The organism is Novosphingobium arvoryzae (assembly GCF_014652615.1).
Taxonomy (GTDB): Bacteria; Pseudomonadota; Alphaproteobacteria; order Sphingomonadales; family Sphingomonadaceae; genus Novosphingobium; species Novosphingobium arvoryzae.
On record NZ_BMZD01000001.1, the window covers coordinates 107,415 to 122,260 of the forward strand.

A 14,846-nucleotide genomic window follows, 5' to 3' on the forward strand; every position below is an offset into this window, starting at 1 on the left:
CGGTTTACTTCCCCGCCTTCAGCCAGCGATCGAGCCAGCTGAACACCGTCTGGTGCCATTGCAGCGAGTTCTTCGGCTTCAACACCCAGTGGTTCTCATCCGGGAAGACCAGCAGTTCGGCGGGAACGCCCTTGCGCTGCAAGGCGGTGAATGCGCCCAGCCCCTGGCTGTAGGGAATGCGGAAGTCCTTTTCGCCGAGGACGACCAGCATCGGCGTCTGCCACTTGGCGACGCGGCTGGCCGGGTTCCACTTTTCGTATTCTTCCGGCGCCTCGTGGTAGGGTTTGCCGCCGTGCTCCCATTCGGTGAACCACAGCTCCTCGGTCGAATAGGCCATGCCGCGGTTGTCGAACACGCCGTTGTGGTTGACCAGGCACTGGAAACGGTCGGCCCACTCGCTCTGGATCCAGTTCATCATGTAGCCGCCATAGGAGGCACCCAGCGCGCAGGTTCGCGTGCCATCCAGCGCGGCATCGCGTGCCAGTGCGGCGTCGAGACCCTTCTTGAGGTCTTCCAGTGGCTTGCCGCCCCAATCGCGGTTGATCGCGTCGGTAAAGGCCTGCCCGTAGCCGGTGGAGCCATGGAAATCGATCGACACCACAGCGTAGCCCTGCGCCGCGAACAGCGCGGGGTTCCAGCGCGACGACCACGAATCGTTATAGCTGCCCTGCGGCCCGCCGTGGACAAACAGCAGCACCGGCAGCTTGGCCGTCGCATTCGCGGGCTTGTGGATCTGGCCCCACACGGTGGCACCCTGCGCCCCGGCAAAGCTGTAGCGGGTGGTGCTGACCGGCGTCAGCGCGGCCAAAGTGGCGGCGTTGGCCTGGCTCAGCTGGGTGCCCGGCTTGCCCTTGGCCGCGATGAATACCTCTGCCGGATTCGCGATGGCATCGCGGGTGAAAACGATCCGCCCGTCCTTCAGCGGCACGACATTGGCGACGTTCGCCTCGGTCAGCCCCTTGGGCGCCAGTTTCAGGCGCTGGGCCTTGCCACTGGCAATGTCGATGCGGAAAGCAGGGGTGTCGAGCACATCCTGCGCGGTCGCGATCAGGGCTTTCGAATCGGGCGTCCACGCCAGCGAACTGACCGACCGGTCCCAACCTGCGGTCAGGGCGCGCTTTTGCCCGGTCTTGAGGTTGAGCAGCTGCACGACCAGCCGGTCCGCCTCATACCCCGGCCGCTCCATTGCCGCCCAGGCCAGCCACTGGCCATCGGGTGAGGCGGCGGGCAGAGTGTCGGTCGCCTTGTTGCCTGCGGTCAGGTTATGCGGGGCGGTGCCATCCAGCGGCGAATGCCAGATGTCGAGGTTCGTCGAGATCGGTTCGTGCCGGTCAGCTTGTCGTGCGGCAAAGAACACGCCGTTCGAATCGGCTTGCCAGGCAAGTTCCTCTGCTCCGCCCATCGGCTTGGACGGGGTATCGCCGGTCAACGTTCCCGGCGGGCCATCCAGTGCGGCCGCTTCCCCAGTTACCTTGCCGTCCGCGGCCAGCGCCAGCGCGAAGCCGCGGCTGTAGTTGCCAGGGGTTTCCCAGCTGTCCCAGTGACGGACGAAGCCCGCGCCATCGCGATAGAGGCGGCCCGTTCCGGGGCCGGGTTCACTGGTGTTGCCATCGGAATCGCAGCCCAGCGTCGGGCAATCACGCGCGACATCGCCCCAGACCAGCACGCGCTGACCGTTGGGGGACAGCAGGAAGCCGGCCACATCGGCCTTGAAGTCGCTGGCCTGCACCGGCGTGGCGGCGGGATCGGTCAGGTCGAGAAACCACAGCTGGTCGCGGCCCGATTTGCCGGAGATGAAATAGAGCCGCTTGCCATCCGGGCTGAACGCGGGGCTGCTTTCACCGGCTTCGGGCAAGTCGGCGATGCGCGTGGCCGCGTCGCCCCTGGCCGGAACCCGCCACAGGCCGGGAGTGCGCTTGTGCGTGACCGGATCGGTATCGACCTGCTGGAACACCACCGTCTGCCCGTCCGGGGCCACGGCAGGCGCGCCTAGACGCTTCAGGGTTACAAGGTCTTGCGCCGTCATCGGCCGGGTTTCGGCCATGGCGGCGTGGGGGAGAAGGGCTACAGCCAGTGCGCCCAGCGCGGCAGAGATGTGCTTCATCCCACTGGGTTAGCGGGATGGCGCGTGGCGGAAAAGGGGTTAGCCCTTTTTCCCGACGATCCGCGCGATTTCGGCGGCGACCATGCGTTCCACCAGCGGCGGCAGGTTCTTGTCGAGCCATTCGGCCAGTGCGGGGCGGAGCAGTTCGCGAGTCAGCGCTTCCAGCGAGGTTTCGCCGCTGCGCACGATTTGCGGCGGCACGCCCGGTTCCGCCAGCATGGCCAGCGCGGCCAGCGATTCGCGCATCGAGCTGGCGACATTGGCGCTCAGCAGCGGGGATTGGCCTGCTTCATCGGCCGGATCGTCGGCAATCACGGCGGCAGCGTCCAGCTCCAGCACTTCATCGGCGTCGTGGCCGGAGCGCTGTGCGGCCTTGGCGAGGCCGCGTTCGCTGCGTTCGCGCCGTTCCTGCGCCGCATCCTCGCGATTGTCGCGCGCGATCACGTTCTTGATCGACGCAAGAATCTCTTCGACCGACGGTTCACCAACCTGGCGCATTTGAACTCAACCCCCGATGATCCGGCCCCGATGATCCGGACATGTCCCACGCCGGGACGGAATCACTGGCTGGTTACTGAACCGTCCTGCGGCTTGGTGTCAACGGTGCGGGTGCCAAGCGCCCTGGGATCGGAATCGGTCGACCAATCCCAGATCTGGCTGCGGACGCGGTCGTAATTGACGTCGGGATCATAGAGCGTCCCGCCATCCAGGCCCAGATCGCGGGCTTCGGCCTTGCCCATCGCGGCCAGCAGGTTGAACCCGGCGACGTAGGCGTTGCGCTTGGCCGTAGCGAGCTGGACCTGCGCGCTGAGCAGTTCCTGTTCGGCGTTCAGGATTTCCAGGATCGTGCGGTTGCCGACGGTGTTTTCCGCGCGCACGCCTTCCAGGCTGAGTGCGGCGGCATCGACCGCGCTCTGGGTCGAGGCGATGATCTCGCTCGATGCGCTCCAGCTGGCATAGGCCGCACGGACGGAAGCGATCACTTCGCGCTCGATCGCGATTTCCTGCTCCAGCGTCGCGCCTTCGCGGGCCTGGGCCTGGCGCTTTTGCGCGGCGGGCAGGCCGCCCTGGAACAGCGGAATCGTGGCCCGCACGCCCGCTGTGGCCGATGTGAAGCCCTGCCGGGTCACGGCCGAGGCCGGGCCGCCATTGGTGCCCAGGTAATCGGTATAGTCCGCGCCGGTAAACACGCTGATGCGCGGCAGGCGGCCAGCGCCGGCGGCATCGCTGTCAAATCCGGCAGCCTTGCTGCGTTGGCGCGCGGCGATCAGGTCCGGATTGCTGTCCAAAGCGATGGTCACGGCTTCTTCGACGCTGCCGGGCAGGCCGGGCAGGGCGGGCGGGGCCTGCAGATCGACCGGAGCCTTGCCCACGACCTGGATATAGCGTTCCCGAGCGGCGATCAGGTTGGCTTCCGCGTTGCGGGTCTGACCCTTGGCCAGCGAGAGGCGGGCCTGCGACTGGGCCACGTCGGTGCGGGTCAGGTCGCCGATTTCGAACCGGTCCTGCGTGGCCTGCAGGTTCACTTCCAGCACACCCACGTTGCTGCGGTTCAGCTTGACCACGGCTTCGGCCAGAATGACGTCCATGTAGGACGCCACGACCGCGCTGAACACGCCGGTTTCAGCGCCGCGCAGGTCGGCCTGCCCGGCTTCGACGCGGGACTTGGCGGCGCGGATCGAATTCCTGATCCCACCCCCGGCATAGAGCGGCATGCCGAGCGATGCGGAGGCGCCGAACACGCGTTCGGGCGAAGCGACGGTCGGCGTGCTTTGCTTCACCAGTTCGGTGAACGTGGCCGTGCCGCTCAGCGAGGGAAGGGCGGCCGACTTGGCGATCGGCACGGTCTCATCCACCGCGCGCTGCTGGGCGCGGGCGGCCTGCAGTGACGGATTGGTATTGTACGCCAGCACCAGGGCTTCGCGCAGATCGTCAGCCAATGCGGGCGTGCTGATCAGGGCGAAACCCGCAAGCAGGACGGCAACGCGACCCCTCCGTGACGGCATATTCAGAAGCTCCAGCGTTTCGGCGCGGCGAATTCGGCCAGTACGGGAATCCCGATTTCGGCCAGGGGCAGCAGCGCCACAGACCCGGCCAGCTTGCGACCGGCAGCCAGGCGGGTCACCCCGCGTTCGACCAACCCCGTCACCACTCGACCAGCGTCAACCAGCGTGTCGGTCAGTGCGGCGGGCAGCTGTTCTGCCGCGCCATCGACCAGCAGCAGCGAATATTCGCCGCTGACCGCCCCGGCGGCGGCGTCGGCCGCGGATACCACGGTGACTGACCGGGCCAGCGGGCGGACCAGTTCGGCCAGGTAATCGCTGCCGCAGCTGACGATCAGTACGTCGTCCTGCGCGGTCGGCGCGGCTTCGGCCAGCATCCGGCCCTGAACGAGCGGCGCGGGCAGGGCATGCCCATCGCCCAGCGGGATCGCCCGGTCGATATAGGCGTGGCCGCGGGCTGCTGCGGGCACGAACTGTTCGCGCGCCGTGGTTCCCATGACAGAGAGCACCCATTCCTCGTTCACGCCGCTGACGCGCAGCTGGCTGTCAACCATCGCGCGGCGCGCGGCGGCGAAGTCGGTGGCAATCGGACGGTCTGCGGTAAGCGTCATCTTGGGATCCCTCGTGGACGCTGTATTGCACACGTAACACAGCGACGCAATCCCGTGCCTTCTAGGCGAAGCGACTTCCTGCGCCAAGCGCTTTGACGCCCCCCGTGCCAAGCACTTTGACGCCTTGCCTGTCCGGGCTTATGGGGGCCGCAATTCATGGCTTGGCGAAGGAGCGCGAAATGTCCGGGATGGTGACGATCCGTGAGGAAGACCTGATCGAAAGCGTGGCCGATGCGCTGCAATACATCAGCTATTACCACCCGATGGATTACATCCGCGCGCTGGGCGAAGCCTACAAGGCGGAACAGGGCCCGGCGGCCAAGGACGCCATCGCCCAGATCCTGACCAACAGCCGGATGTGCGCCGAAGGGCATCGTCCGCTGTGCCAGGACACCGGCATCGTCAACGTGTTCATCGAATGGGGCCAGAACTGCCGTCTGGAATCGGACCGGTCGCTGCAGGACGTGGTCGATGAAGGGGTGCGCCGCGCCTACCTGAACCCTGAAAACAAGCTGCGCGCCTCGGTTCTGGCTGATCCGGCATTCACGCGCCGCAACACGCGCGACAACACGCCCTGCGTGCTGCACGTCGATATGGTGCCGGGCAGCAAGGTCTCGGTCGATGTCGCGGCCAAGGGCGGCGGGAGCGAGAACAAGTCGAAGTTCAAGATGATGAACCCCAGCGACAACATCGTCGACTGGGTGCTGGAAATGCTGCCGCAGATGGGCGCGGGCTGGTGCCCGCCGGGGATGCTGGGCATCGGCATCGGCGGCACGGCGGAACATTGCGTGCTGCTGGCCAAGAAGGCGCTGATGGAGCCGATCGACATGGCCCAGCTGAAGGAGCGCGGGCCGCAGAACGATATCGAGGCGCTGCGGATCGAGATCTTCGACAAGGTCAACGCACTGGGCATCGGGGCGCAGGGGCTGGGCGGCCTGTCCACCATTCTCGATGTCAAGATTGCCGACTGGCCGTGCCACGCCGCGGGCAAGCCGGTGGCGATGATCCCCAACTGCGCCGCCACCCGCCACGCGCACTTCACGCTCGATGGCTCCGGTCCCAGCTTCCTGGAAACGCCGAAGCTGGACGAGTGGCCCGAAGTCCACTGGACGCCCGACAAGGCGGCCAAGAAGGTCAACCTCGACACGCTGACCGCCGAGGAAGTGCAGAGCTGGAAGCAGGGCGACCGGTTGCTGCTCAACGGGCGGATGCTGACCGGCCGCGATGCCGCGCACAAGCGCATCCAGGACATGCTGGCCAAGGGCGAGGACCTGCCGGTCGAGTTCAAGGGCCGCGTGATCTATTACGTCGGCCCGGTCGATCCCGTGCGCGACGAAGTCGTCGGCCCGGCGGGCCCGACCACGGCGACCCGCATGGACAAGTTCATGGACATGATGCTGGAGCAGGGCCTGCTGGCCTGCGTCGGCAAGGCGGAACGCGGCCCGGCGGCGACCCAGTCGATCGCCCAGCACAAGTCGGCCTACCTGATGGCGGTCGGCGGCGCGGCCTATCTGGTGGCGCGGGCGATCAAGCAGGCCAAGGTCGTCGGCTTCGAGGACCTGGGCATGGAAGCGATCTATGAATTCACGGTCGAGGACATGCCGGTGACGGTCGCGGTCGACAGCGAAGGGCAGAACGTCCACACGCTCGCTCCGCTGGTCTGGAAGGACAAGATCGCCAAGGAACACCTCCTCGGCTGATCGCGGCCCCGGCAGCGGTTCCCGGATCGACCAAAGCGCCTTGCACCTCGACGAAGCTGCTGGCGCCGGGCGGGCTGGACGGGCTAGGCCATGATCGACATGGACCCAGCCATCCCTTCGGCCCCAGCGGCGGCCCCGGCGCAGCCGCCGCGCGTTCCGGCGCGGATCGTGCTGGCGTCGATTGCCGCGCTGTGGGTGACCTACTTTGCGCTGGCCACGCTGCGCGGCTGGCTGGTCGGGCTGGAACTGCACGACGCGCTGCTGTGGCGGCGGATGCTGGTGATTCTGGCTTCGATGGTGGTGACGGTTGGCCTGTGGCCGCTGTTGCGCCTGCTGGATCCGCGCACCGTGTGGGTCAAGATCGTGGCGGTCCTGCTGATGGCGCTGCCCGCGTCGCTGCTGCTGGCCAGCATCAACCAGTGGGTTTTCGCCGCGATCGAGGATGAAGTCGTTGCCAAGATCGGTGAGCGCGAAGGCCTGCGCGTGCGCAGCGACGAGGCTGGCAACCTGCTGGTCGATCCGCTGGAGCGCCACGATCCGGTCGACGCCGGGGCGCTGCCGACCGATGTCGTTCCGGACGACGCCGCGGCTGCAATGTCTGCCGATCAGGCCGCTATCACCATTGCTGCCCAGACCCGCGAGGATAACCGCTGGCGTCAGCTGACCGATGTGGCGCTGGGGCGCTACTTCCTGTTGCTGGCCTGGGCGGCGCTCTATTTCGCGCTCGTCAATGCCGAGCAGGCCCGCGCGGCAGAGCGGCGCGAGGGAGCCTATCGCCGAGCGGCGAAGGCGGCGGAACTGCGCTCGCTGCGCTATCAGGTCAACCCGCACTTCCTGTTCAATACGCTCAATTCGCTCTCCGCATTGGTGATGACCGGCAAGACCGATGCGGCCGAGGAAATGATCCAGACGCTGTCCACGTTCTATCGCCGCAGCCTGGCGGGCGACCCTACCGCGGACGTTGCGCTGGAGCAGGAAATCGCCTTGCAGCGGCTCTATCTGGAAATTGAGGGGGTCCGCTTTCCCGAACGCCTGAAGGCCCGGATCGACATTCCCGACGATCTGCTCGACGCCCGCGTGCCGGGCATGATCCTGCAACCGCTGGTCGAAAATTCGGTCAAGTATGGGGTCGCCCCGACGAATCGTGCGGTCCATGTGTGCATTTCCGCCCGCAGCGAAGGCGATCAACTGGTGATCACGGTTGGCGATGATGGTCCAGGCGCGCCCGGCGGGCCGAAATCCGGCTTTGGCATTGGCCTCGCCAACGTCGAAGACCGGCTGGCCGCGCGCTATGGCAACGCGGCCCGGCTGTCCGCCGGACCAGTTGCGGCTGGCGGCTGGCGCACGGTGATCCGCCTGCCGTTGGAAGCGCATGCCGGATAAAGCCCCCGCCTCGCCCGCCCCGCTGCGCACGCTCATCGTCGATGACGAGCCGCTGGCGATCGAACGCATGCGCGTGATCTGCGGCGGCCTTGCCGGGATTGAGGTCATCGCGCACGCGCTGGACGGAGCAGCCGCGCTGCAAGAGATCGAAACGAGCAGCCCCGACCTGGTGCTGCTGGACATGACGATGCCAGAGCTCGACGGTCTGTCCGTGGCCCGCGCCCTGGCGCGCCGGGATCAGGCGCCGGCGGTGATTTTCGTGACGGCGCATGACAATTTCGCTGTCGAGGCCTTTGATCTCGATGCTGTCGATTACGTGCTGAAGCCGGTGACGGCCGAACGGCTGGAGCGGGCCGTCGCTCGCGCCGTGGCGCGGCGCGGATCGCGTGCGGCGGGTGGGGGCAACTGGCTCAGCGAATTCTGGGTCCCGCATCGTTCGGAGTTGCTGCGGATCGCGGCGGGCGATGTCGACCGGATCGATGCGGAGCGCGATTACGTGCGGCTGCACGTGGGCGATCGCAGTTACCTGCTGCTCCAGACGGTATCCGGGCTGGAAGCACGGCTCGACCCGGATCGCTTCATTCGCCTGCACCGCTCCACCATTCTGCGCCGCGACCGGATCACGGGCCTGCGGCATGACGGACTGGGTGTCTGGTCGGCGGAGCTCGCGGACGGCTCGACCGTCAGGATCGGGCGGACCTATCTGGCCCGCGCGAAAGCAATGGCGGGACGCTGACAGAGCGCCTAGAGTCCCCGGCGATGGGCGTGATCCTGATCTTCCTGCTCGGCATTGCCAATTTCGCGGTCCACAAGGCCGTGCTGGAAAGCCGGCATCCGCTGCTGGGGCAGGTGCCGATGTTCTTTCATCTGCTGGGCGGGCGGTTCAGTCTGATCGTCGAGTTCCTGATGCTGCTGGGCGCGCTGCTGATGGTGTCGCAGGGCTCTGATGGCTGGGTATGGCTCTATCTGGGGTATAGCGGGGTCAACGCGGTTTCCGCATGGTTGATCCTGACGGGCCGGGTCTGATCGGCTAACAGGCGCGGTGATGGATCAACCGACAGTTCTCTATCACGTCAGCGACCTGCACTTCGGATACGAAGATCGCGCTGCGCTGGACTGGTTCGCCGCCGAGGTCGACCGCGAACGCCCCGCCGCCGTGATCTGCACCGGCGACCTGACGATGCGCGGCTCGGCGCGTGAATTCGCTGCCGCGACGAAATGGCTGGCGCAGCTGCCCGTGCCGGTCAGCCTTGAGCCGGGCAATCACGACGTACCCTATTACCACCACATGCTGCGCCGCCTGACCCGGCCCTATGCCCGCTACCGGGCGCTCGAAGCCGCGCTGGAAAGCGAGATCGCGCTACCCGACCTTGCGGTAGTACCGTTGAAAACGGTGGCGCGGGCACAGTTCCGGCTGAACTGGTCAAAAGGACGAGTCAGTGCCGGCGATTTGGATGCCGCCTTGCAGGGCCTGGCCCATCACGCGGGACGGCGCACCCGGCTGGTGGCCTGCCATCACCCTCTGGTGGAGGCTGACACCCACGCCACGGCTTCGACGCGCGGAGGCAAACGCGCGCTCGCCGCACTGGCACGGGCGGGGGCGACGGCGGTCCTGTCGGGCCATGTCCACGATCCGTTCGACAAGCTGGTCGAGCTTGATGGTCAGACGATCCGGATCATCGGCGCGGGCACGCTGTCGCAGCGGCTGCGGACGTCGCGGCCTTGCTTCAACCGGCTGGAACTGAATGCGAACGGCGCGATGGACGTTCAGGTGCGGACCCTGGACTAGCGGCTGCCAGCGCGGGCGCGGACTTTCGCCTCGACCGCGTGGATCAGCGCCAGCAGGTCTTCGCGGCTGATGTCCAGCATTTCGTCCCAGGTTTCGAGCACATCATCGACATCCTGATCCTCGATATGACCGACCCAGTTGGCAGGAGTCGGGATCGGAGCGGCGCGGTGCGGATAGGAATGGCCGGTCAGACGGTTCCACGTGAAACCCGCCGCCAGCAGTACGACCACGTTCAGCATCAGCGGAACTAGCAGGAACCCAGGACCGGCCGCGACAACGGCAGGCGCGGGCAGCGCGGTCAGCAACGCGGTCCCGCCGGCCGGGGGGTGCAGGCAGCGGGCAATGCTCATCGCTGCAATTGCGGTGCCAACGGCCACGCCCGCCGCCAGCCAGGGCAGCGGGATCAGCCAGTGCGCCAGAATGCCCAGCGCTCCTGCAATCAGGTGCCCGCCCAATACCGGCCAAGGCTGGGCCAGCGGACTGGCGGGCAGCACGAACACCAGCACCGCCGATGCCCCCATTGATGCAATCAGCCAGGGCAGTGTGGGCGAACCGGCCAGAGTCGCCCGGCCCACCAGTCCGGTGATCAGGATGGCCACGGTCGCGCCCAGCGCGCCGCGCAACCAGCCAATGCGCCCCAGCGCGCGCATGCCTGTCGGTGAGGAAAGCGGAACCTGGTTGGGCATTGCGGGAAACCTTGCGTGATGCGGTGGGGCCGCGGAGCGGAGGGACCAACGAAAAAGGGGCCAGCCCTGCGGCCGACCCCTTTTCCTTGAATAACCGAAACGGCCTTGATCAGCGCTTCGATAACAGAACCGTGTAAAAAACGCTTTAAAAACAAATGTTTATTCCTAAAGAGAATATTTCTGCTGCGATTCTGCTACGCAGATGCGCCTTAGCCATTAAGTCGATTTATCACGAGATTTCGGTGCGTTGATAGCCATTGCGACATAAGCATCCAGTTCTCCATTTACTGCCGCAGAACGCAGTGTTTCAAGCACGGGTTTCACATCGACAAGCTGTTTTACAAAAACGGCATTGCCGTCTTTGCTCAATGAGATTGGCTTAGACCCATACTTACACTGCACATAGAATCCACCATCTTGTTCGAAGAACCACGAACGCACGACCTTCTGCCTTTGCACACGCACCCTCTCGCCAGCTTCATTCTTCGTCCAGCGCGGTGCCGTGACAGCGTATTGCTCGCCACGCATTGCAGCTTCAGCGACTTCGATCTGCTCGTTGATTGCAGTCAGCAGCTTGGTTCGACGTGCTTCGATTGGGCTAAGTTTGGTCTGTCGAGTGACAGGCTTAATCGTAAGTTTTGCAAGTGACGACATGATCGCATTCTCCTGTTCCGAGAATGCGATTCTGAATCCTTCACATTGATATTCCTACCGATTTCCAGCCTAAATGAGCCATACTTTAAACTTTAAAGTTCGCTTTTCGTCACCAGTTGCATCGACCACTACGCATGGTAGCGTGTGCGGCATAGCGGGGGCGTTGGATGGCTACTGAGCAGGAACTAAACGACAGACTGCAAAAGATTCAGGGTGATGCACAGGAGCAGCATCGACTGCATGTAGGTGCAAGAAACCTACTGCATCGGAACCTTGCTGACGCATATGTCTGGTGGCTTGAAGCAATCAAACAACCGAAGAGCTATCTCGACAGCATCTTTAAAACGAATGCGATTGAAACCCGCTCAACCTCAAACGAAGTGAACTTCAATCCGATCATTCGCCTGATATTCAAAATGCAAGCTGCAAATGCTGGAACCGCAAGCCAGTGGTCCGCCGCTTTACGAGTCGTGCATGAATATTATCAAGCAAACGAAAGTCACCTTCGAAGAGTTAACGATATTGAGGGCGAGATTGCGGCTTTCATCAGAAAAAAGGGCGGAATCAGTGGGCTTAGGCTGATTCACAATCAGATATTCGATGCAGATAATCCAGATGCGCTCACCTCGACAGCAACTGTTGAGCCGAAACGCAAACCAACGAAAGGCGACAAATATCGTCTCGATACCGAAGCTAAGATATTCAAATCGAAGAGAAGCCTTCTCAAGGATTCGAAGAGTCTCGGTGCCGTCGAAATCTCAGACATTGCCACGAACGATGATGACCTGATCGTTGTCCTTGCAAAACGTAATCCCAAAACGGGCAAGCTCGAAGCTGTTGGCACGACGAATGACGATGACGTGATCCGACAAGCGATCATGGAAAGCGTTGATACGGACGTTCGCAAGCTCGCCCCAAATCTACGTCTTATTGTTGAATGCCTGCGCCCGCATATCGTGCCGCACAAGCTGCAAAAGCTGAACGTTCGAAAAACATTCTTTTTGGAGCACGATCTGGGAAAGAATAAGGAGGGAAAGGACCGAAACTTCAGCGAGTTCGTTCGTTTTGTCCTTACCAAATCTGGAGCCATCATCGCCAGCAAGTCGCCCAGCACTGCAAGCCTTACAACCATCTCTCAGCCCAATGTGCCCTTCGAGCTTGAGCGAGATATCTTTCTACGTGGCAAGGACCGCTTCTGGATTGAAACGGAGCTTTTGAACAACGGTCAAATGCCGTTGTTCAAGGTCACGACGGAGCAAGGTTTGCTTGATGCCCCAGCAAATCTGACTGCTTCGAAAATGCTTGTGCTGAAAAATCAGCAGGCTGACGAAGAACGAAGAATCTACTTCTACGACTACGAAAACCTCGACGAAGAGCAGAGTTATCAGCCCGTCCCTGTCGATCAAATCAGCTATGACTGGCAGATAGATGCGGACAAAAAGTTTGTCACACGCTTCTATCGCAAGCAGCTCGACCAATGGCTCGTGCTGGTCAAAAAGAACATTCATCTCGCAAGCAACAAAACGATGAAACTGGTGCTGGCAGATAGTTATCTTGAAGCACGATCCCACTTCGTCAAAGATCAGCCAGGTGTGAATGAGGAAGGCTACGCTCGTTTCGCTGATGACTACTACACGCTCTATGGGCGTGATGCGAAAGTCGAGCACCTGACAGATGCGCCTGCCGAAATCACCGTCTCACCGCTTGATATAGTAGAGCTTTTTGCGACGTTGGCGAATGTTCCGACAAAGGGACGCATCATGATCAGGGGTAATACCCACATCATGAATATCTCATACGAGACTGCGACAGCGAAGCATGAAGCCTTCATTCCCGCATGTGACCATGATGGTCAGCGGGATGCGACATACTTCAAATGGTATGTCCCCAATGCCTGAGATTGATCGCAAAGCACATGGTCCCGATTTAAAGAAGGTCTACGATAAGCGAGACTACGCAATCTATTTGCCGTCGTTGCAATCGCCATACGCATCGTTTGCTACTAAGCTTGAAAGCGAAGTGCGTGACGGGGATCTTCCTAAAGATTTCCGCATCAAGGACCTCGACTTTTTCAACCCAAATAGCCGACTATGGAGCTGTGGCTATGCGCTCTACAGCGCAGGACAGTTCACGGACTCACAGCTTCGATCAGATATCATCGCATATCGTGATCGCAGCAAATCAGTCGTGATCGGAGACAGTGGCGGGTTTCAGCTCGGCACTGGCAAAATCAGCAATGTAAACGAAAAAGCTGCACTCAATCGCTATGCGAATGATCCTGCTCAGCAAGTTGCAAACTGGCACGCAACGGGCTTTCGAGAGCGCACTTTAGAGTTTCTCGACCTCTACTGCGATTATTCCATGACCCTCGACATGCCACTCTGGGCGCGAAACAAGAATGGCAGTCAGCTTCGCAATCTCGAAGTCGATCAACTGATCCAGCTGAGTGTCGAGAATCTTCGCTTTTTTGCGGACAATCGCGGGCGCAATCACGGCAAGGGGACGAAGTTTCTGAGTGTTTTGCAAGATGATGGCAATGGCTCAGGCTTTCGTTGGTATGATGCTGTAAAGGACTTTGAGTTCGAAGGCTGGGCGTTTGCTGGTGACATTGCTCGACTTCCACAAACGATGACGTGGCTGCGAAAGCTGCTGGACGAAAAGAAGCTCGATAAGACGGAGTGGATTCACGTTCTTCAAAACTCGCCACCGATCATGACCGCGCTTTACACAGCCATTCAGCGATCACTGAGTAAAGCAGCGGGTCATAAGATCACCTTGAGTTGCGACAGCAGCTCACCGCATCAGGCAGCGGGAAAGAATCGCGCCCTTTATCGTCGCCCTACATACACGAGTAAGCTCAGCTCGTGGCGCATGAGCTTGGATGTTGTTCCCCAGAACATTCAGGTTGCAAAAGGTCGCGCACCAGTGCCGATGCCTGAGGAATCACCGCTAGCAAAGTTCTTTAGTATCAATGATCTTGTCTATCACGATGACCCATACCAACACAGCTTTGTAGACCCATTCGCTGAACATCTCATCGTCAATCACAACATCTACGTGTTCCATGCGACAGCGCAGGAATCTTGTGATCTGATCTTCGATAAGAAAAAGCGTGATCTTTCAGTGGTGCCAACGGCGATACAGGAGTTTATCGGCTTCGCTGAAAGCTACTTCACGACTGACAAGCCAGACGAGCTGCACCAGCAGTTCGAGCCGATCATGAAAAAGCTCTGCCGCAAGAAAAAGCCGAAACCGACCACGACGACTTAACCGATCAGTTCAAGCTCTACCGCTTCTTCGTTAACCAGCTGGTGGCACTTCTCGCTTAGTTCGAGAAAGCGATGACCGACATGAGCGTGGCGTGGCGATGCAACAATCTGCTCTCCTGCTTTCTGAAGACGACTCCCCACGATGGCGACCACACCAATGCTCGGCTCAGTCTTTTTGAACCGAAGACCGCGATAATAGCTGCTGCATTGCCCAAGCCATCCTTCTGAAAACTCTCCTTCATTCTCGACAACTCCACGCTGTCTCAAAAAATCAAATATCTCCAAAATCACCGTGTTTTTATTCATTTATCATTCCCTGTTATAAATACACTTGTCATACGATTGAGAGATCCGTCTGACATGTATTTATCTGTGAGACAGGGGGGTGAGTCTGTAACCTATTCACATTCTCCCTGTTCGAACATAGGGCTCTATTGTTGCGTTGAGGTAGCCAGCTTGATTGCTGTAGCCATCAGAACTCGCAGCCCAGTAAGCGTGATCACAGACACGCAATACGACAAGCAAAGCCGCAACTGGCTTGTAAAACATTATGCGGTAGAGCAAGATATGAGACTGTGAAAACAGTAACTTGTATGCGCCTTAGGGGTAAATGACTGGTTCCTAAGGCGTTGCGTTGCGAACAACTC

14 protein-coding genes are annotated in these 14,846 nt (G+C 61.5%); 7 read left to right on the forward strand and 7 right to left on the reverse strand.

The window, feature by feature from the left end; all coding sequences use genetic code 11:
• Positions 1 to 4: 4 nt before the first annotated feature.
• The 4 genes from IE113_RS00530 to IE113_RS00545 form a co-directional block, all read right to left on the reverse strand.
• Positions 5 to 2,104, reverse strand: coding sequence for a S9 family peptidase (locus tag IE113_RS00530; RefSeq protein ID WP_189538473.1), 2,100 nt, complete (start codon positions 2,102 to 2,104; stop codon positions 5 to 7).
• A gap of 39 nt (positions 2,105 to 2,143) precedes the next feature.
• On the reverse strand, positions 2,144 to 2,602 hold the full coding sequence (locus tag IE113_RS00535) for a DUF2497 domain-containing protein (RefSeq protein WP_189538474.1): 459 nt from the start codon (positions 2,600 to 2,602) through the stop codon (positions 2,144 to 2,146).
• A 62-nt stretch (positions 2,603 to 2,664) separates the two neighbouring features.
• A complete protein-coding gene (locus IE113_RS00540) occupies positions 2,665 to 4,110 on the reverse strand; it encodes a TolC family outer membrane protein (protein WP_189538475.1) in 1,446 nt (481 codons plus the stop codon).
• Positions 4,111 to 4,112: 2 nt separating this feature from the next.
• Entirely contained in the window at positions 4,113 to 4,718 is a 606-nt protein-coding gene (locus tag IE113_RS00545) for a protein-L-isoaspartate O-methyltransferase family protein (RefSeq protein WP_189538476.1), read from the reverse strand.
• A gap of 179 nt (positions 4,719 to 4,897) precedes the next feature.
• Between IE113_RS00545 and IE113_RS00550 the strand changes: the two genes are divergently transcribed.
• The 5 genes from IE113_RS00550 (at position 4,898) to IE113_RS00570 (ending at position 9,590) form a co-directional block, all read left to right on the forward strand.
• Positions 4,898 to 6,418 (forward strand): fumarate hydratase, encoded by a 1,521-nt coding sequence (locus IE113_RS00550; protein ID WP_189538477.1) that lies wholly within the window; start codon positions 4,898 to 4,900, stop codon positions 6,416 to 6,418.
• 90 nt (positions 6,419 to 6,508) lie between these two features.
• Complete coding sequence (locus tag IE113_RS00555) at positions 6,509 to 7,801, forward strand: histidine kinase (protein WP_229822028.1); 1,293 nt, start codon at positions 6,509 to 6,511, stop codon at positions 7,799 to 7,801.
• On the forward strand, positions 7,791 to 8,537 hold the full coding sequence (locus IE113_RS00560; RefSeq protein ID WP_189538478.1) for a LytR/AlgR family response regulator transcription factor: 747 nt from the start codon (positions 7,791 to 7,793) through the stop codon (positions 8,535 to 8,537). Before IE113_RS00555 ends, IE113_RS00560 begins: the two co-directional genes overlap by 11 nt.
• Positions 8,538 to 8,560: 23 nt before the next feature.
• Positions 8,561 to 8,827 (forward strand): hypothetical protein, encoded by a 267-nt coding sequence (locus IE113_RS00565; RefSeq protein ID WP_189538479.1) that lies wholly within the window; start codon positions 8,561 to 8,563, stop codon positions 8,825 to 8,827.
• A gap of 19 nt (positions 8,828 to 8,846) precedes the next feature.
• Positions 8,847 to 9,590, forward strand: coding sequence for a metallophosphoesterase family protein (locus tag IE113_RS00570; protein WP_189538480.1), 744 nt, complete (start codon positions 8,847 to 8,849; stop codon positions 9,588 to 9,590).
• On the opposite strand, the gene IE113_RS00575 is transcribed toward IE113_RS00570, so the two are convergent.
• Positions 9,587 to 10,240, reverse strand: a complete 654-nt coding sequence (locus IE113_RS00575; protein ID WP_229822030.1) for an HPP family protein — start codon at positions 10,238 to 10,240, stop codon at positions 9,587 to 9,589. The genes IE113_RS00570 and IE113_RS00575 overlap by 4 nt on opposite strands.
• A gap of 252 nt (positions 10,241 to 10,492) precedes the next feature.
• The gene (locus IE113_RS00580; RefSeq protein WP_189538482.1) at positions 10,493 to 10,930 is read right to left on the reverse strand and encodes a DUF6641 family protein; all 438 of its coding nucleotides are present in this window, start codon (positions 10,928 to 10,930) and stop codon (positions 10,493 to 10,495) included.
• 167 nt (positions 10,931 to 11,097) lie between these two features.
• Here IE113_RS00580 and IE113_RS00585 point away from each other — a divergent pair, with 167 nt between their 5' ends.
• Both IE113_RS00585 and IE113_RS00590 read left to right on the forward strand, forming a co-directional pair.
• Complete coding sequence (locus tag IE113_RS00585; RefSeq protein WP_189538483.1) at positions 11,098 to 12,828, forward strand: hypothetical protein; 1,731 nt, start codon at positions 11,098 to 11,100, stop codon at positions 12,826 to 12,828.
• Positions 12,821 to 14,200, forward strand: coding sequence for a hypothetical protein (locus tag IE113_RS00590; RefSeq protein ID WP_189538484.1), 1,380 nt, complete (start codon positions 12,821 to 12,823; stop codon positions 14,198 to 14,200). Before IE113_RS00585 ends, IE113_RS00590 begins: the two co-directional genes overlap by 8 nt.
• On the opposite strand, the gene IE113_RS00595 is transcribed toward IE113_RS00590, so the two are convergent.
• Entirely contained in the window at positions 14,197 to 14,505 is a 309-nt protein-coding gene (locus IE113_RS00595; RefSeq protein WP_189538485.1) for a DUF6626 family protein, read from the reverse strand. The genes IE113_RS00590 and IE113_RS00595 overlap by 4 nt on opposite strands.
• Positions 14,506 to 14,846: the final 341 nt, after the last annotated feature.

Coding starts and splice junctions, on each gene's coding strand:
- IE113_RS00595 (WP_189538485.1), bottom strand. CDS start 14,505: ATGAATAAAAACACGGTGATTTTGGAGATATTTGATTTTTTGAGACAG.
- IE113_RS00535 (WP_189538474.1), bottom strand. CDS start 2,602: ATGCGCCAGGTTGGTGAACCGTCGGTCGAAGAGATTCTTGCGTCGATC.
- IE113_RS00560 (WP_189538478.1), top strand. CDS start 7,791: ATGCCGGATAAAGCCCCCGCCTCGCCCGCCCCGCTGCGCACGCTCATC.
- IE113_RS00565 (WP_189538479.1), top strand. CDS start 8,561: ATGGGCGTGATCCTGATCTTCCTGCTCGGCATTGCCAATTTCGCGGTC.
- IE113_RS00580 (WP_189538482.1), bottom strand. CDS start 10,930: ATGTCGTCACTTGCAAAACTTACGATTAAGCCTGTCACTCGACAGACC.
- IE113_RS00570 (WP_189538480.1), top strand. CDS start 8,847: ATGGATCAACCGACAGTTCTCTATCACGTCAGCGACCTGCACTTCGGA.
- IE113_RS00575 (WP_229822030.1), bottom strand. CDS start 10,240: ATGCGCGCGCTGGGGCGCATTGGCTGGTTGCGCGGCGCGCTGGGCGCG.
- IE113_RS00555 (WP_229822028.1), top strand. CDS start 6,509: ATGATCGACATGGACCCAGCCATCCCTTCGGCCCCAGCGGCGGCCCCG.
- IE113_RS00540 (WP_189538475.1), bottom strand. CDS start 4,110: ATGCCGTCACGGAGGGGTCGCGTTGCCGTCCTGCTTGCGGGTTTCGCC.
- IE113_RS00590 (WP_189538484.1), top strand. CDS start 12,821: ATGCCTGAGATTGATCGCAAAGCACATGGTCCCGATTTAAAGAAGGTC.
- IE113_RS00545 (WP_189538476.1), bottom strand. CDS start 4,718: ATGACGCTTACCGCAGACCGTCCGATTGCCACCGACTTCGCCGCCGCG.
- IE113_RS00550 (WP_189538477.1), top strand. CDS start 4,898: ATGTCCGGGATGGTGACGATCCGTGAGGAAGACCTGATCGAAAGCGTG.
- IE113_RS00585 (WP_189538483.1), top strand. CDS start 11,098: ATGGCTACTGAGCAGGAACTAAACGACAGACTGCAAAAGATTCAGGGT.
- IE113_RS00530 (WP_189538473.1), bottom strand. CDS start 2,104: ATGAAGCACATCTCTGCCGCGCTGGGCGCACTGGCTGTAGCCCTTCTC.